This window comes from Ornithinimicrobium carbonis (assembly GCF_050703245.1).
GTDB lineage: Bacteria > Actinomycetota > Actinomycetes > Actinomycetales > Dermatophilaceae > Ornithinicoccus.
The window spans coordinates 3,352,083-3,369,069 of sequence record NZ_CP192647.1 but is presented as its reverse complement, the minus strand read 5'-3'; the positions used below and the strand labels follow the sequence as shown (position 1 = coordinate 3,369,069).

11 protein-coding genes and 4 pseudogenes are annotated in these 16,987 nt (G+C 74.0%); 3 read left to right on the top strand and 12 right to left on the bottom strand.

Annotated elements, in window-relative coordinates; genetic code table 11:
* Window positions 1-2: 2 nt before the first annotated feature.
* Together ACQ95T_RS16885 and ACQ95T_RS16880 are read left to right on the top strand one after the other, a co-directional pair.
* Window positions 3-584 (top strand): TIGR03086 family metal-binding protein, encoded by a 582-nt coding sequence (locus ACQ95T_RS16885; RefSeq protein WP_425941963.1) that lies wholly within the window; start codon window positions 3-5, stop codon window positions 582-584.
* Between the two features lie 95 nt (window positions 585-679).
* Window positions 680-2,410, top strand: a complete 1,731-nt coding sequence (locus tag ACQ95T_RS16880; protein WP_431473143.1) for an alpha-glucosidase — start codon at window positions 680-682, stop codon at window positions 2,408-2,410.
* A gap of 33 nt (window positions 2,411-2,443) precedes the next feature.
* Here ACQ95T_RS16880 and ACQ95T_RS16875 read toward each other — a convergent pair whose 3' ends face one another.
* The 10 genes and pseudogenes from ACQ95T_RS16875 to ACQ95T_RS16830 all read right to left on the bottom strand — a co-directional run bounded on the left by ACQ95T_RS16875 (window position 2,444) and on the right by ACQ95T_RS16830 (window position 13,936).
* Complete coding sequence (locus ACQ95T_RS16875) at window positions 2,444-3,400, bottom strand: TIGR03885 family FMN-dependent LLM class oxidoreductase (protein WP_425941959.1); 957 nt, start codon at window positions 3,398-3,400, stop codon at window positions 2,444-2,446.
* 127 nt (window positions 3,401-3,527) lie between these two features.
* Window positions 3,528-4,184 (bottom strand): alpha-glucosidase C-terminal domain-containing protein, encoded by a 657-nt coding sequence (locus ACQ95T_RS16870; protein WP_431473142.1) that lies wholly within the window; start codon window positions 4,182-4,184, stop codon window positions 3,528-3,530.
* Window positions 4,160-5,218: an alpha-amylase family glycosyl hydrolase gene (locus ACQ95T_RS16865; protein ID WP_431473141.1), complete on the bottom strand. Its 1,059-nt coding sequence runs from the start codon at window positions 5,216-5,218 to the stop codon at window positions 4,160-4,162. The genes ACQ95T_RS16870 and ACQ95T_RS16865 overlap by 25 nt, the downstream gene beginning before the upstream one ends.
* Before the next feature lie 274 nt (window positions 5,219-5,492).
* A pseudogene (locus ACQ95T_RS16860) lies at window positions 5,493-6,820 on the bottom strand (SPFH domain-containing protein).
* Between the two features lie 120 nt (window positions 6,821-6,940).
* Window positions 6,941-7,426 (bottom strand): NfeD family protein, encoded by a 486-nt coding sequence (locus ACQ95T_RS16855; RefSeq protein ID WP_425941953.1) that lies wholly within the window; start codon window positions 7,424-7,426, stop codon window positions 6,941-6,943.
* 30 nt (window positions 7,427-7,456) lie between these two features.
* Window positions 7,457-8,026 (bottom strand): YbfB/YjiJ family MFS transporter, encoded by a 570-nt coding sequence (locus ACQ95T_RS16850; protein WP_431473849.1) that lies wholly within the window; start codon window positions 8,024-8,026, stop codon window positions 7,457-7,459.
* 377 nt (window positions 8,027-8,403) lie between these two features.
* Window positions 8,404-8,727: pseudogene (locus ACQ95T_RS16845) on the bottom strand (YbfB/YjiJ family MFS transporter); the annotation flags it as partial.
* Window positions 8,728-8,857: 130 nt separating this feature from the next.
* Window positions 8,858-10,078 (bottom strand): homoserine O-acetyltransferase MetX, encoded by a 1,221-nt coding sequence (gene metX, locus ACQ95T_RS16840; RefSeq protein WP_425941949.1) that lies wholly within the window; start codon window positions 10,076-10,078, stop codon window positions 8,858-8,860.
* Between the two features lie 33 nt (window positions 10,079-10,111).
* Window positions 10,112-11,471 (bottom strand): annotated as a pseudogene (locus ACQ95T_RS16835) (bifunctional o-acetylhomoserine/o-acetylserine sulfhydrylase).
* A 305-nt stretch (window positions 11,472-11,776) separates the two neighbouring features.
* Window positions 11,777-13,936, bottom strand: a complete 2,160-nt coding sequence (locus tag ACQ95T_RS16830; RefSeq protein WP_431473140.1) for a beta-propeller domain-containing protein — start codon at window positions 13,934-13,936, stop codon at window positions 11,777-11,779.
* A gap of 218 nt (window positions 13,937-14,154) precedes the next feature.
* Here ACQ95T_RS16830 and ACQ95T_RS16825 point away from each other — a divergent pair, with 218 nt between their 5' ends.
* A complete protein-coding gene (locus tag ACQ95T_RS16825; RefSeq protein ID WP_425941944.1) occupies window positions 14,155-15,369 on the top strand; it encodes an ATP-grasp domain-containing protein in 1,215 nt (404 codons plus the stop codon).
* A gap of 18 nt (window positions 15,370-15,387) precedes the next feature.
* Here ACQ95T_RS16825 and ACQ95T_RS16820 read toward each other — a convergent pair whose 3' ends face one another.
* Entirely contained in the window at window positions 15,388-15,975 is a 588-nt protein-coding gene (locus tag ACQ95T_RS16820; protein WP_431473139.1) for a lipid II flippase MurJ, read from the bottom strand.
* Window positions 15,976-16,114: 139 nt separating this feature from the next.
* A pseudogene (locus ACQ95T_RS16815) lies at window positions 16,115-16,978 on the bottom strand (lipid II flippase MurJ); the annotation flags it as partial.
* Window positions 16,979-16,987: the final 9 nt, after the last annotated feature.

The following is a 16,987-nucleotide window of genomic DNA, read 5'->3' as shown; positions in this document are numbered from 1 at the left end:
GCATGGACGGACCTCCCAGCCCCCGCGTGCTCCAGGTGCTCCCCTCGGCCGCCGCCGCCGTGACGCCGCTCGTCGAGGGTGTGCCCCCGCAGCGCTGGACCGCCCCGACGCCGTGCCAGGGATGGGACGTGCGCACCCTGGTCAACCACCTGGTCGCCGAGCACCTCTGGGCCCCTCGGCTGCTGGCCGGGGAGGGTCTGGCCGACGTCGGCGACGCCTACGACGGCGACGTCCTGGGTGAGCACCCGGTCGAGGCCTGGCGCTCGGCGATCGCCTCCTCCCTGCTGGCCTGGGCGGACGTCCGGGACCCCGACCGGTCGGTCGAGGTCTCGGTCGGGCCGGTCCCGGTGACCGAGTACGCCTCCCAGATGCTCGTCGACCTCGTCGTGCACGGCTGGGACCTGGCCGTGGCCACCGGGCAGCCCTACACGCCGACCGCCGAGGCGGTGGCGGAGGCGCTCGCCTACGAGGAGCCCCGGGTGGAGGCGGGCGGTCTCGAGGGACTCTTCGACCCGCCCGTGCAGACCTCCTCGACGGCGCCGCTGGACCGGCTGGTCGCCCTGCTGGGCCGCACGCCGCGCTGAGCCGGGTCCCTCCCGGGGCCGCACGCCGCGCTGAGCCGGGTCCCTCCCGGGGGCGCGCGCCCCGCCGGGCCGGGGAACCCCATACCCTGGGGTGCGTGCTGACCCAGGACCTGCCCCGCGACTGGTGGAAGAGCGCCGTCGTCTACCAGATCTACCCCCGCAGCTTCGCCGACAGCGACGGGGACGGCGTCGGCGACCTGCGCGGGATCATCGGCCGGCTGGACCACCTGGCCGCCCTGGGGGTGGACGTCGTGTGGCTGTCGCCGGTCTACCGCTCGCCGCAGGACGACAACGGCTACGACATCAGCGACTACCAGGACGTCGACCCCCTGTTCGGCACGCTCGAGGACCTCGACGAGCTCGTCGCCGCCGCGCACGACCGTGGCCTGCGGGTCGTCATGGACCTGGTCGTCAACCACACCAGCGACGAGCACGCGTGGTTCCTGAAGAGCCGTGCGGCCACGGACTCGCCGAAGCGCGACTGGTACCACTGGGCGCCGCCGCGGCCCGGTCACGTCGGCGGGCAGCCGGGGGCCGAGCCGAGCAACTGGGGCTCCTTCTTCTCCGGGTCCGCCTGGGAGTGGGACGAGGCCACGGGGGAGTACTACCTGCACCTGTTCAGCCGCAAGCAGCCCGACCTGAACTGGGAGAACCCGCAGGTCCGCGAGGCGGTCTACGCGATGATGCGCTGGTGGCTGGAGCGGGGTGTCGACGGCTTCCGGATGGACGTCATCAACCTGCTCGACAAGCCCGAGGGCTACCCGGACGGGCAGGTGCCGCCGGACGGCCTGTGGGGCGACGCCTTCTCCATGGTGGCCACCCGGCCGAAGGTCCACGAGCACCTGCAGGAGATGTACCGCGAGGTCTTCGCCGACCATCCGCGCGCCTTCCTCACCGTCGGGGAGATGCCCGGCGTCACGATCGAGCAGGCACGGCTGTTCACCGACCCGGCCCGGCGCGAGGTCGACATGGTCTTCCAGTTCGAGCACGTCGACCTGGACTCCGGCCCGGGCGGGAAGTTCGACGTGGCGCCGCTGTCGATGCCGCGCCTGCGGGAGAACCTCATGGCCTGGCAGACCGGGCTCGCCGACCTGGGCTGGAACAGCCTCTACTGGGACAACCACGACCAGCCGCGCGCGGTGTCCCGCTTCGGCGACGACGACGAGGTATGGCGCTCCCGCTCGGCGCGGACGCTGGCGACGGTGCTACACCTGATGCGCGGCACGCCCTACGTCTACCAGGGCGACGAGATCGGGATGACGAACGTCGGCTTCACCGCGCCGGAGCAGTTCCGGGACATCGAGTCGGTGAACTACCTCGCCGAGCAGACCGCCACCGGGCGCACGGTCGAGGAGGTCCTGCCGGGGCTGTCCTTCAAGAGCCGGGACAACGCCCGGACCCCCGTGCAGTGGACGGCGGGGCGGCACGCGGGCTTCACCACGGGGGAGCCGTGGATCGCGGTGGCGGACAACCACCACACCGAGATCAACGCCGAGTCTCAGGTCGGGGTCCAGGGGTCGGTGTTCGAGCACTACCGTGACCTGATCGCGTTGCGGCACGACGAGACCGCCGTCGCCCACGGTGACGTCGAGCCGCTCGCCGCGGACCACCCGGACCTGTGGGCATACGCCCGCCGGCACGAGGGGACCGAGCTGCTCGTCCTGGCCAGCTTCACCCGGGAGACCCTGACCGTGCCTCCGGGGCTGCTCGAGGGTTGGGCCGGCGCCGAGGTGCTGGTGCCGACGTCGTCCGAGGCCGCGCGGTCGGTCCTGGCCGACGGCACGCTGCCCGGGTGGGAGTCGCTCGTCCTGCGACGGGTGCGCTGACCTGCGGCCACGCCGCCGCAGCGGCGGCCGACCTCACCGCAGCGCCGGCAGGACCTCCTCGGCGAAGGCGTCGATGAACGCCTCCTGCTCCTGGCCCACGTGGTGCAGGTAGAGGTCGTCGAACCCGAGGTCGGCGTACTCGGCCAGCCACTCGCGGTGCCGGCCCAGGTCGTGGGAGATGCGCACGCTCTCGCGCACGACGTCCAGACCGACGTGCTCGGACGCGACGTCGAAGCCCTCGGTGGTCGCGGTGTCCCAGTTGACCGGCTCGGAGAAGACGTTGGAGCGCCACTGGTCGACGGCGATCCGCTCGGCTTCCTCCTGGGTCGGCGCCCAGGAGAGGTGGATCTGCAGCGAGGTGCGGCCGCGGCCGCCGGCGTCCCGGTAGGCCGCGAGCAGCTCGCGGAGCGTCTCGACGGGCTGGTTGATCGTGACCAGCCCGTCGGCCCACGCGGCGACCCGGGCGGCCGACCCCACCGACACGGCGGGACCGACGAGCAGGGGAGCGGGGTCGGCGGTCTCCCAGATCCGGGCACGGTCCACGCCCACCAGCCCGTCGTGGGAGACCTCCTCGCCGGCGAGCAGCCGCCGGATGACCTCGACGCTCTCCTCCAGACGCCGGGTGCGTATCTCCTTGCGCGGCCAGACCTCACCGGTGACGTGCTCGTTGATGTTCTCGCCGCTGCCCAGCGCCACCCAGAACCGGCCGGGGAACATCTGTCCCAGCGTGGCGATCCTCTGGGCGTGCACCACCGGGTGGTAGCGCTGCCCCGGGGCCGACACGCACCCGAGGGTGAGGTCGGTCGTGGCGAGGGCCGCACCCAGCCAGGACCAGGCATACCCCGAGTGGCCCTGGCGGGCGCTCCACGGGTAGAGGTGGTCCGAGCACATGGCCATGTCGAAGCCCGCCCGCTCGGCGTGCTGGACGTCGGTCAGCAGCTGGCGGGGACTGATCTGCTCGTGCGAGGCGTGGAAACCGATCCTGCTCATGCCGGTCCTTCCGGGAGGGGATGCGCGCGGGGTGTGCCGTGGGTGCGGGCCGGGGTGCGGCGACCGCGGGGTATGTCGTGCACGCGGGCGGCGTGGTCGTGGTCGTGGTCGTGTTGAGTCTGCCCGGTCACGGGATGGACAGCTCGCCCTGACGGCGCAGGCGGACCCAGCGCACGCCGTAGCCGTCGAGCTGCACGGGCAGGACCCGGCCCTTCTCCACCTCCAGCGTCTCGTGGGAGAGCAGGTCGGTCAGGTGCGGGTCGGGGATCGGCCCGTCGACGGACACCTGGACGGTGACCGGCTCCGGCCCCAGGTTGTGCACCGTGAGGACGGCGGACCCGTCGACGTCCAGGCGGTGCGCCAGCACCTGGGGGCCGGCGTCGTGCTCGAGCACCGTCAGCTCGCCCCAGCCCACCTCGGGGCAGGAACGGCGGATGTCGATGAGGCGGCGCATCCAGGACAGCAGCGAGTCCGGGTCGTGCTGCTGGCTGAGCACGTTGACGTGCTCGGGGCCGTAGGGCCCGGGCACGACGCGCTGGACGAGCTGGGAGGGTCGGGCGGTGGAGAAGCCGCCGTTCTTGCCCGGGCTCCACTGCATCGGGGAGCGCACCGCCATCCGGCCCTCGGCCTGCAGGTCCTCGCCCATCCCGATCTCCTCGCCGAAGTAGAGGGTCGGGGTGCCGGGCAGGGAGAACATCAGGGAGTAGGCCATCGCGATCCGGCGCGGGTCGCCCCCGAGCATCGGCGGGAGGCGGCGCTTCAGACCTCGGTCGTAGACCTGCATCTCCTCCTCCGGCCCGAAGGCGGCGAAGACCTCCTCGCGCTCGCCCTTGGTGAGCTTGTCGAGGGTGAGCTCGTCGTGGTTGCGCAGGAAGGTCGCCCACTGGCAGGTCCGGTGGATCTCCGGGCGGCTGTGCAGGGCCTCGACGATCGGCCGGGCGTCCTGGCGGGCCATCGCGAGGTAGGTCCGCTGCATGAGGATGAAGTCGAACTGCATGTGCATCTCGTCGGCGGCGTCCCCGCCGAAGAAGCGCAGCTGCTGCCTGACGGCTCAGGTTGACCTCGCCGAGCATCATGGCCGAGCCGTTGCGCCGGGAGAGGAAGTCGCGCAGCTGCGCCATGAAACGGTGCGGGTCCACGACGTACTCCGGGGGAGCCGGTGGCCTCGGCGGACTGCTCGAAGAACGGCACCCCGTCCACCCGGAAGCCGTCCACGCCCAGCTGCAGCCAGAACCCGACCGTGCGCATGATCTCGTCGACGACCGCGGGGTGGTCGAGGTTGAGGTCGGGCTGGTGCTTGTAGAAGTGGTGCAGGTAGTACTCGCCGGTCTTCTCGTCCAGCTCCCAGATGGAGTCCTCCTCGTCGGGGAAGACGACCTGGTCGGAGGTGTCACCGGGGTCGTCCGGGCGCCACACGTAGAAGTCGCGGTAGTAGTTCTTCTCCGGGTCCTTCTCCTTGCGGGAGGCCTTGAACCACGGATGCTGGTCGCTCGTGTGGTTGATGACCAGGTCGGTGATGACCCGGATGCCGCGGTCGTGGGCCAGCCGGACCAGCTCGACGAACTGGCCATGGTTGCCCAGCCGCCCGTCGACGCCGTAGTAGTCCATGACGTCGTAGCCGTCGTCCCGGTCGGGGCTGGGGTAGAACGGCATCAGCCACAGGCAGGTGATCCCCAGGTCCGCCAGGTAGTCGATGCGCTGCGCGAGGCCCTGGATGTCACCCACCCCGTCGCCGTCGGCGTCGTAGAACGTCTCGACGTCCATGGAGTAGAGGATGGCGTTCTTCCACCACAGGTCGCTGGTGTCGGTGATCCGCATGCCCCCACCCTGTCCTGTCGCGCCCTCCGGCTCAACCGGTGGGGGTAGGACAGTCGTCGGCCGTGCAGTCGCCCGTGGCCCCTGGCGGGGCCTGGATCGACTGCACGAGTTCCGGGTGGTCCTGCCGGTGAGCGGCCCAGCCGTGCCCGCCGGCCGTGCAGTCGCCCGTGGCCCCTGGCGGGGCCCGGATCGACTGCACGAGATGCCGGCCGGACGCGGAACGGGGCCGCGACCTTGCGGTCACGGCCCCGTCCTACGGTGCTGCGGTGGGCGCTCAGCCCTCCGGGCTCTGGTCCCAGGGCTTGCGCTCGCCGGCGGGCCGCTCCCAGGAGTGGGCACCCGGCTGGTCGCGGTGCGCACCCTGCGCGGGCCGGTCGGCCACCGCCGGGTCCTGGTGCTCGGGCAGGTCGGGGACGACCTGCTCCTGCTGCGGCAGGGTGCCCAGCTCGGGCGACCCCTCGGCCGCACGCTGCTGCTGGGCGGCCTTGGCCTTGCGGGCGGCCTCGGCCACCGCGGCCTCGGCCTCCTTGCCGGAGCGCTGCTTGGTCGCGCCCTCGGCGTCGCGGGAGGCGTCCTCGGCCTCGGCCCGGGCACGACGCAGCGCCTCGCGCGGGTCCTCCAGGGTCGGGGTGTCGAGGTCGTCCAGCCCGGTGTAGCCGGCGTCGTCGCGCAGGCCGGCGCTCGGGCCGTCCAGCCCCGCGTCGGCACCGCCGCCGCTGCCCCCGCCGAGCGCCTTGCCGATGCCCGAGAGGGCCGCGGTGAGCTCGGTGGGCACGACCCACATCTGGTTGGAGTCGCCCTTGGCGATCTCGGGCAGCATCTGCAGGTACTGGTAGGCCAGCAGCTTGCTGTCCGGGTTGCCCTTGTGGATGGCGTCGAAGACCTGCAGGATCGCCCGGGCCTCACCCTGGGACTCCAGGATCGCCGACTGCGCGGTGCCCTCGGCCCGCAGGATCTGGGCCTGCTTCTCACCCTCGGCCGTGAGGATCTGCGACTGCTTGACACCCTCGGCGTTGAGGATCGTGGCGCGGCGGTCGCGCTCGGCGCGCATCTGCTTCTCCATCGAGTCCTGCACGGAGGCGGGCGGGTCGATCGCCTTGAGCTCGACCCGGTTGACCCGGATGCCCCAGCGGCCGGTGGCCTCGTCGAGGACGCCGCGCAGCTGGCCGTTGATCATGTCGCGGCTGGTCAGCGTCTGCTCCAGGTCGAGGGACCCGATGACGTTGCGCAGCGTGGTGACGGTCAGCTGCTCGATGCCCTGGATGTAGTTGGCGATCTCGTAGGTCGCCGCCTTGGGGTCCGTGGGCTGGAAGTAGATGACGGTGTCGAGATCGAGACGACGAGGTTGTCGCTGGTGATCACCGGCTGCGGCGGGAAGCTGACGACCTGCTCGCGCAGGTCCACGACCGAACGCGGCCGGTCGATGAAGGGGATGAGGAAGTGCAGGCCGGCGTCGAGGGTGCGGTCGTACTTGCCCAGCCGCTCCACGATGACGGCGGTGGCCTGGGGGACGATCCGGATCGCGCGGGCGATCGCCACGATCGTGAACAGCACGAGCAGGGCGACGACGGCCCACACGATGATGCTGACGGGGTCTGGCATGACACGGCTCCTTCGGTGTGTCGGACCCGGAGGACGCTGCGGTCCGCCGGACGGTCAGGTCGGGTCTGGGGTGCTTCGGAGGTGGGGGTATGCGGTGCGAGGGCGAAGGGTGCGCCGGCCTCAGTCCCGTGCGGGGGGCTCGAGCGGCTTGTCCTCCGGGGTGGCGGCCGCCACGACCGCGGTGGCGCCGTCGATGCGGACGACGGTGACCACGTCCCCGGGGGCGAAGCTCTGCCCGGCCAGCTCGGCCCGGGCGGTCCAGGTCTCCCCGCGCAGCTTGACCAGCCCCGCGTGGTCGGTCACGGTCTGCTCGACGGTGGCCGGGTGGCCGATGTTGCCCTCGACGCCGATCCGGGCGCCCTTGCCCTCCAGGTTCCAGTACTTCAGCGCCATCGGACGCAGGGCCAGCACGAAGAGGCCGGCCGCGCCGATGAAGACGAGGACCTGGACGAGGATGGGCAACCCCGCGCCGGCGACGACGGCGGCCACGAGGGCCCCGAGCGCCAGCATGAGGAAGAGCAGGTCGAGCGTGGTCATCTCCACGACACCGAACGCCAGCGCCGCACCGAGCCACCACAGCCACTGCGTGTCGCGCAGCCAGTCCATGTGGTCTCCTTTCCCTCCCGGGGTCCCAGTCTAGGGGTCCGACGCGGGCCGGGCCCGGGTGGTTCCCCAGGGTGCGGCCGGTTCGCGCTGCGGGAGCACGAGCAGCGCACCGACGAGGAGCAGCGCCGCGGAGAGGACCAGACCCGCCCCGAGGCTGTCCAGCCGGTCCGAGAACCATCCGGTGAGCCACGGGCCGACCGTCTGGCCCGCCCCGAACGCGGCCGTCGTGAAGGCCAGCCCGGAGGTCCACAGCCCCGCGGGCAGCGCCCGGCGCACACCGACCGTCATCGCGGTGACCACCGACAGGAACGTGCCGCCGACGACGACACCGGAGAGCAGGAACGCCCAGGTCTGCGCGACGACGACCGGCAGCACCGTGCCCAGGGCGAGCACCGTCATCAGGACGGTCATCGCCCGTGCCCCGCCCAGGCGGCCGATGAGCGGGCCCCACACGAACCAGCCTGCTGACGCCGCCAGGCCCACGACCACCCAGAACACGGCCACGGTCCGCAGGCCCACGCCCTGCTCCTGCAGGAAGGCGATGACGAAGGTGAGGTAGGCGATGTAACCCAGCCCGAAGAAGGTGTAGCCCGCCGACAGCCAGCCGACCTGGCGGCGGTCCCGCGTCGGTGCTCGGCGGCCGGCGGCGCGGGGTCGCTGGTCGACCGCAGCGCCAGCGCCGCCACCGCGGTGGCGACCCCGGCCAGCACGGCCAGGGCCACCCAGCCCAGCTGCCAGCCCGCGAGCCCGGCCAGGAGGCCGTCCGGTCCGACGCCGGGCCCGCCGCCCGCCCCGAGGCCGGACGATCCATCCGCCCCGACGCCGGACGATCCGTCCGCCCCGACGCCGGACGATCCGTCCGCCCCGACGCCGGACGCTCCATCCGCCCCGCCGCCGGTCCCTCCACCGGCGTCCGAGCGGTCAAGGACCCACGGCACGAGCAGCCCGGCCAAGGTCATCCCGCCGCCGGCCCCGCCGTAGTACAGGCCGAGCATGAGCGCCGCCCGGCGCGGGGTCCCCTCGGCACCCGCGGCGACGACGAGCGCGGCGCCCAGCACGAACGCCCACGCACCGCCCACCCCGGCGGCCGCGCGGGCCACGAGCAGCAGGGGGTAGGCGACCGTGACGGCCGTGAGGAGCAGCGCGGCCGTGCAGACCGCCGACCCGAGCAGGAAGGCCCGGCCGGTCCCCAGACGCCGCGCGACCGGTGCCGCGACGAGCGCGCCGAGGAGGTAGCCGGCGGCGTTCGCGGTGTTGAGCGCCCCGGCCTGGGACCACGTCCAGCCCAGGTCCGCCCGCATCTCGGGCAGGAGCAGGGCGTAGGCGAAGCGGGCCAGGCCGAGGGAGACCAGCGGGCCGGAGGAGAGCGCCAGCGCCACGAGGAGACGGTCGGCGCGGCTGGTCACTGCTGCAGTCTGCCAGCCGCCGTCCTCACCAGAGGCTGGGACCGGCGACGAGCGGCACCGGGGTCGAGGCGGCCGACGCGACGGCCGGTCCCCCGTTCTCCGCGCCCGCCGCCTCCTGCCCGACCACGGCCTCGCCCCCTGCCCGCGCCGATGGACGGTCGGCGGTCCGAGGGCGGGGAGGACGGTTCGCCTGCGGCACCGGGTCGCTGCGCAGCGCCCGGGCGACGATCGCGAAGACCTGCTCGGTCTCCACGAGGAAGGCGTCGTGCCCGTAGGGGGACTCGATGGTGGCCAGCTCCCGGCACGCGGGCGACGCGGCGACGACCGCTCCGTCGGCCGGGGTGAACAGCCGGTCGCTGGAGACCACGCCCACCGTCAGCTCGGCGGTGATGCGGCGCAGCGCGGCCTCGACCCCGCCGCGTCCGCGCCCGACGTCGTGGGAGTTCATCGCCTCGGTGAGCGCGAGGTAGGCGTTGGCGTCGAACCGGCGCACCAGCTTGGCGCCGTGGTGCTCGAGGTAGGACTGCACGGCATACCGACCTCCGCGCAGCGGGTCCTCCCCGCACTGCCCGTCCCGCCCGAACCGCAGGGCCAGCTCCTGCGCGGAGCGGTAGGTCGCGTGCGCGATCTGGCGGGCGATCGCCAGGCCCTGTCGCGGCCCGGGGCCGGGGTAGTAGTCCCCGCCCTGGAAGGCCGGGTCGAGGCGGACCGCGTGCTGCTGCGGCACCGACCAGGCGATCTGGTCGGCGGTGGCCGCCGCGCCCGCGGCGAGCACGACGCACCGCTTCACCCGCCCGGGCAGCGTCACCGCCCACTCGAGCGAGCGCATACCTCCCACGGAGCCGCCGACCACGAGGGCGAAGCTGTGGATGCCCAGGGCGTCGGCCAGCAGCGCCTCAGCGCGGACCTGGTCGCGGACGGTCACGGCCGGGAAGCAGGAGCCGTAGGGGCGCCCGTCCGGGGCGGCCGAGGAGGGGCCGGTCGTGCCGCCGCAGCCGCCGAGGACGGCCGGGGCGACGACGAACCACTCGTCCGTGTCCACCGGGCAGCCGGGCCCGACGAGCCCGGGCCACCATCCCGCGGTCGGCTGGCCCGGCCCGCGCGGGCCGACGACGTGGCTGTCACCGGTCAGCGCGTGCAGGACCAGCACCGCGTTGTCGCGGGCCTCGTTGAGGCGGCCCCACGTCTGGTAGGACACGCGCACACCCTCGATGACCTTCCCCGACTCCAGGGTCAGGTCGCCCACGGGCTGGACGCGGCGCCGGCCGGCGGACACGGCTCAGGCCGCCGCGGTCTCGGCGGAGCCGGCGACCCGGGCCGCGGCCTCGAAGCCGGTCCCCAGGTCGGCCAGGATGTCCTCGATCCCCTCGATGCCGACGGCCAGCCGGACCAGGCCGGGGGTGACGCCGGCGGCGCGCCGGGCGTCCTCGGACAGCTGGCTGTGGGTCGTCGAGGCGGGGTGGATGACCAGGGAGCGCACGTCCCCGATGTTGGCCACGTGGCTGTGCAGCTGCAGCGCCGAGACGAACGCCTTCCCGGCCTCGACCCCGCCGGCGATCTCGAAGGCCAGCACGGCTCCGGCGCCCCCGGGGAGGTAGCGCTGCGCGAGCTCGTGCGAGGGGTGGTCGGGCAGGCCGGCGTAGTGGACCTGCTCGACCTGGTCGTGCCCGGCGAGCCACTCGGCGACCCGGCCGGCGTTGGCGACGTGCCGCTCGACCCGCAGGGACAGCGTCTCCACACCCTGCGCGATGAGGAAGGCGTTGAACGGCGCGACGGCCGGGCCGAGGTCGCGCAGCAGCTGCACGCGGGCCTTGAGGATGTAGGACAGGTTGACCCCGAAGATGCCGTCCTTGCCCAGCGTCTCGGCGTAGACGAGCCCGTTGTAGGAGGGGTCGGGCTCGGTGAAGCCGGGGAAGCGGTCGCCCTGGCCGTAGTCGAAGGCTCCCCCGTCGACGATCACACCGGCGATCGAGGTGCCGTGGCCGCCGAGGTACTTGGTGGCCGAGTGGACCACGACGTCCGCGCCGTGCTCGATCGGGCGGCACAGGTAGGGGGTGGCGATGGTGTTGTCCACGACCAGCGGCACGCCGACCTCGTGAGCCACGTCGGCGACGGCGCGGATGTCGAGCACCTCGCTGCTGGGGTTGGCGATCGTCTCGCCGAAGAACAGCTTCGTCTCCGGCCGGGCGGCGGCCCGCCCGCCACGACTCGGGGTCGGTCGGGTCCTCGACGAAGGTGACCTCGATGCCCAGCTTGGGCAGGGTGTGGGCGAAGAGGTTCTGCGTCCCGCCGTAGAGCTGCGGGCTGGCGACGAGGTGGTCGCCGGAGCCGGCGAGGTTGAGCACGGCGAGGGTGATGGCCGAGGAGCCGGACGCCACGAGCAGGGCACCGACGCCGCCCTCCAGGTCGGCGATCCGGTTCTCGACGACCTCCTGGGTCGGGTTGGTGATCCGGGTGTAGATCGGGCCCAGCTCGGCCAGGGCGAACCGGTTCGCCGCCTGGTCGGCGTCCTCGAAGACGTAGGAGGTGGTCTGGTAGATCGGCAGCGCGCGGGCGCCGGTGGCGGCGTCGGGGGTCTGGCCGGCGTGGATCTGACGGGTGTCGAAGGAGAGCTGGGCGGAGGTGGACGAGGTGCTCATGGGGAGGCCTTCCGGTGCAGGGTGGGGGCAGGTGAGGAGGTGGTGTCACGCTGCTGAGCCCGCCTCGACAGCGGAGGGTATGCCGTGGGGCACCGGGGGTGCCGCCGGTCGCGCACGGGGCGCAGGCTGCGAGGGGGAGGCTCAGCAGCTGCGCATTCGGCGTCGCGAGGTCGTCATGGAAGAGATGTCTAGCAGCGCGCGACGACCGAAGTCAATTCGTCAGACGGGCCGTGTCGACCCGAACTGACACAGAATCCTCGGATGCAAATCCGGTTGGCGGGCAACGTCTTCGGTCATGCCCGTCCTCACGGCAGGACGGACGGCCGCAGGGCCGGCGGACACGGGTTTCTCCCGATCCACCGGCCCTGTGCCGCAGCGTCCTCGTGCCCCTCAGGGAAGGTCCACCGCCCAGCCGCCCTCGAGCGTGCCCAGGTCGAACCGGGCCAGGCCCTGGTGGTCGAGGGCCCACAGGTCCTGACCCACGACGATCGTGCGGGAGGGTGCGTCCACCCACCGGTCGTCCGCGTTCGTGCGGGCCCGGCCGCTCTCGGCGAGGACGCCGGGGCCCACGTCGTCAGGGCGAGGACGCCTGCGAAGCCCGGCTTGTCCTGGACGTCCCCGTCCCCCTCGGAGGCCACCGTGCCCCACGTCATCGCGGGCAGGAAGGCCTGACCGGTCGAGGGCCAGGCGGTGAACGCCCGGTGGTCCCACTCGACGGGGGAGTAGGTCTCGGGCCAGGTGAGCACCTCGGTCCGGACCGGCGCGTTCACGTCGCGCACGTCGAAGAGCGAGGCCTGCAGGCCCTTCGTCTGCCCGGTCCGCTCGTCGGCGTCCTGGCCGACGCCCAGCAGCCACCCGTCGCCGACGGGGTGCAGGTAGGCCGAGTAGCCGGGGATCTTCAGCTCGCCGGCCAGGGTCGGCGCGGAGGGGTCGGAGGTGTCGACCAGGTAGAGCGGGTCGGTCTGCCGGAAGGTGACGATCGCGGCCAGGTCGGCGTCCAGGTAGCGCACGGCGTAGATCTGCTCGGTCTCGCCCAGGCCGTCCACCCGCCCGGTCTCCACCAGCTCCTCGCCCTCCTCGGCGAGGACGACGAGCGAGGAGCTCGAGGTCTGCGAGCGCCCCGGCGGGTCGATCGTCGTGGCCACCCGCAGCACGCCGTCCTGCTCGTCCAGGGCCCACTGGTTCAGCAGGTGGCCCTCGACGCTGCCGGAGGCGACGTAGCGGGTGGCGGCCGGGTCGGAGATGTCGAAGGTGTGCAGGTCGGTGCGCATCGGCCGGTCCTGCGGCCACGGCATGCTCATGGCCGCCCACTGCCAGGCGTCCCAGGCGCTGGTGCCGACGACGAGCCGGTCGGGGGAGGCGTAGACGGTGCTGCCGCTGGCCACCAGCCCCGCGCCGGAGGTGGGGGTGACCTGGCCCGAGGCCAGGTCGAACGTCAGCACGGACATCGTCGACAGGCCGGCGGGGTCGCGCGGACGGGAGATCTCCGAGCACTCCAGCAGCGGCTCGGTGCCCACGACCCGCCCGTCGGCGTCCAGCTCCTGGCGGTGGGGCACCCAGTCCTCGATGGTGGTGGAGCGGATGAGCTCCCGGTTGCGCTCCTCGGCCTCGTCCTCGGCCCGGAGGCTGCCCGAGCCGGGCTGGGTCTGCGGGACGCCGGGGGGCTCGGTGACCATCACCATCCGGACGGTGCCGTCGATCATCCGGGCCGAGCGGTAGGACCCCTCCACGCGGACCGTCCCCAGCACCTGCGGCCGGCTCGGGTCGGACAGGTCGACGGTCATCACCAGGGTGCGGCTGGCGGGGTAGGCCACCCGCAGGCCGTCCACCGGCTGCGGCGAGGACCACTCCTGGCCGAGCACGACGAGGGTGCTGCCGTCGAGCAGCAGCTCGGAGGGGGAGGCCTGGTCGGCGCGGCCCGGCATCGGGATCCGGGCGAGCACCTCCTCGGAGGCCAGGTCGACCACGCGGACCTGCCCGCCGGTGGTGGTGACGAGGATCCGGCCGTCGGTCTTGACCGTGTCGGCCTCGTCGACGCCCTCCTCCTGGACGTTGGTGCTCGAGTGCTCGGGCGCCGCGCCGCCCCCGTCGGAGGCGGCGGACGCGGCGTCGCCGCCGGCGGCGGAGTCCTCCATCGCCCCGCCGGAGTCGTCGACGGCCATCCCCCACCCGCCGCCCCCGAGCCCGTAGGGGGTGACCAGCTCCAGCGCGTTGGCCTGGTAGTAGGTGAGCAGCTGCTGGCAGTCGTCGAAGGGCGCGAGGTAGCCCGCCGGCAGGGCCGTGGTCGCGGCCCGGACGGTCGCCTCGTCCCAGGGGGCGGGCGTCCCGCTCGTCGGGGCCCCCGTCGTCGGTGCCGACCCCGGCGGCGCCGGCTCGGGGTCCTGGGGGGCCGGGGCGCAGGCCGTAAACGCGAGGACGGCGGTGAGCGGCAGGCCCACCCGGCGGAGTGCGGTTGGCGCGGGCACGGCAGCCTCCTGGGGTGCGTGGTCGACGATGACAGGGGTATGACGTGCCCCGCCTCCGCGGCGTTCCGCCCGCCCGTGCGCTGCCGTTCCGCCGGCCCGTGCGGTGCCGATGCGCCCGCCCGTGCGGCGCCGTTCCTCCGGCCGTCCGTGCGACGGGCCCGGCGACACCGCGGCGGATGGGCGGGAATGGCATCCCGCCCGTTGTTAGGTTGGACCGTATGCCCCCCTCGCCAGGAGCCGTCCTCGTCCTGGCGCACGTGCGGGACCGGGCGGCGGTGACCGTGGCCCGCGCCCTGCGCCGCCAGGGGTGGCGCGTCGGTGCCGGGACGCCCCGGGCCTCGGCCGGGTTCGTCGGTGCCTCCCGCGCGGTGTCCGCCACGCACGTCGTGCCCCGGGCCCGCGGGACGCTGGGCGAGTTCGTCCGCGCGGTCACCGCGGCCGTGGAGGCCGAGGGCTACGACCTGGTGGTGGGCGCCGGCGACGACTGGATGGCCGCGCTCTCCCACGTCGCCGACCGGCTGCCCGTCCCGGTCGCCGCCCCCTCCCGCGCCGTGGTCGAGCAGGCCCTCGACAAGCTGGGCCTCGTGGAGGCCGCGGGCGCGGCGGGACTGGCGGCACCGCATACCTGGATCCCCTCCGACGATGTGGACCCCGGGTCGGTGCCGCTGCCCGTCGTGGTCAAGTCGCGCACCCACTGGCGGCCGGGGGTGACCCGCCGCCACCGGGTGGAGGTGGAGCTGTGCCACGACGCCGACGCGCTCGCCGGGCAGCTCGCCCGGATCCGGGCGCACGGGGACGAGCCCGTCCTCCAGCAGCCGGTGCACGGGCGGCTGGGCGCCCTCGTCGGGGTGGTGCACGAGGGACGGCTCATCGGCCGCGTCCAGCAGGTCGCCCCTCGGCTGTGGCCGACCCCGCACGGCGCTTCCGCCCGGGCTGTCACGGTGCCCGTCGACGCGGAGCTGGCCCGGCGCAGCGAGGACCTTCTGCGGCGCATCGGCTGGGTGGGGCTCGTCGAGCTGCAGTTCCTCACCGGCAAGGACGGGACCCCCTGGCTCATCGACTTCAACGGGCGGCCGTTCGGGTCGGTGGCGCTCGCCGAGAGCGCCCGGCCGGGGCTGCTCGACGCCTGGGTGCGCGGGGCGCTGGACCTGCCGGTGCCGGACCTGGCCGACGGGCGGGTCGGGGTCCGCTACCAGTGGCTGGCCGGCGACCTGCGCCGGGCGCGGATCGAGCGGCGCGGGGGACTGGCCCGGGACGTGGGGAACAGCCTGCGGTGGGCCGTCGGCGCGCGGCACAGCCTGACCCGGCTCGACGACCCGGGGCCGGTGGCGCACCTGCTCACCGCACGCTTCCGGCCCGACGACCCCGACCCGGACCACGACGAGGACGCGTCGCGCGGCACGCCCCGCAGCACCCCGCCGCTGGCGTCCTGAGGGGACGGGGGCAGCAGGTCAGGCCCGGCGTCGGAGCAGACCGACCACCTCGGCGACCACCCGTCGCTCGGGCGCCCGGAGCAGGTGCAGGACGGCCTGCTGCCCGGCCAGGGCGGCGAGCCCGACCACGGGCACGACGAGCAGGTCCGGCGCGGAGCCGAGGGCCAGGGCCGTCCCGGCGGCGACGACGAGGCCGGCGGCCAGACCGCTGACCAGGGCACGCACGACCTGCCCGCGGGCCTGGGCGACGTCGAGCAGGGAGTGGCGGTCGGCGACGTACCAGCTGGTGAGCACGGCCGCGAGCACCAGCGACACCGAGGTGGCCAGCACGATGCCGGGAACGCCCAGGACCGGTGCCAGGACCAGGTCACCCACGACGTTGACGACCATCGCCACGATGCTGATCGCCACCGGGCCCCGGGTGTCGCCGACGGCGTAGGAGGCGCTCACGACGACGTGCCGCCAGCCGACGGCGAGCAGCGCCGGCAGGAACCACACGACGGCGGTCGCGGTGAGCGCGACCGCGTCCTCGTCGAAGGAGCCCCGGCCGAACGCCAGCGCGACCACCCGGTCGGGCACCACCGCCAGGGCCGCCACCACCGGCACGAGGATCGTCAGCGTCACCCCCGTGCCGCGGTGCAGCAGCGCCCGCAGCTCCCGCGGACGACCGGCGGCGGCGGCCCCCCATCGCGGGGTAGAGCGGCGCCATGAGGGCGGCGACGATCAGCGTCTCCGGAAGGCTGGTCAGCCGCCACCCGAGGAAGATCGCCGAGACCGCGCCCTCCTCCACCGTGGAGGCCACCGCCCGGTCGACGAGCGTGTTGACGTTGACGACGGCCTGACCGACCATCAGCGCCGGCACCATGGCGGTGATCTCGCGCCAGCCGGGACCCTCGAGGTCCAGGCGCGTCGCCAGCCGCCAGCGGTGCCGGTGGGCCGGCCACAGCTGCAGCAGCATCCGCAGCAGCGACCCGACGACGAAGCCCCAGGCCAGGGCGGAGATGCCGTACCGGGGGCCCAGCAGCGCGGCCGCGGCGATCATCACGAGGTTGAAGGGGATCCCCTGCAGGGCGACCCAGCGGAACACGCCGTGGCCGTGCGCCAGGCCGGCGAGCAGGTCGGTCGCGGCGATGAGAACCGTGGCCAGCAGCACCACCCGCACCAGCAGGACCAGGGTGCCGTCGTCGCTCCCGGCCAGACCGGGGGCCAGGACCACGGAGATCGGCGCCGCCGCCAGGCCCAGGACGACACCGACCACCCCCAGGGCGACGGTGCCCACGACGCTGGCGGTCCACCAGCCGGGGTGGCCGGTGCAGCGTCCGGCGGCGTCCGCCCCGTCGGGTGGGCCAGCGGCACCGGTTGCGCCGGCCACCTTCTCGGCCTCCGCCTCGCGGGCGACGACCGGGGTGACCGCCCGCGTCAGCGAGGTGCCGAGGACCCCGAGCAGGATGCTGGAGAGCCCCAGCGCGACGAACCACGCGTCCAGCTCGGCGCCGGCGCCGTAGACCGCGGCGACGACCGCGTCCCGGACCAGGCCCAGGACGGTGGACACCGCGGTCAGCGCCGCGACGAGCAGGGCCGCCCTGCCCACGCCGGAGCGTGCGGCCATCACGCGGGC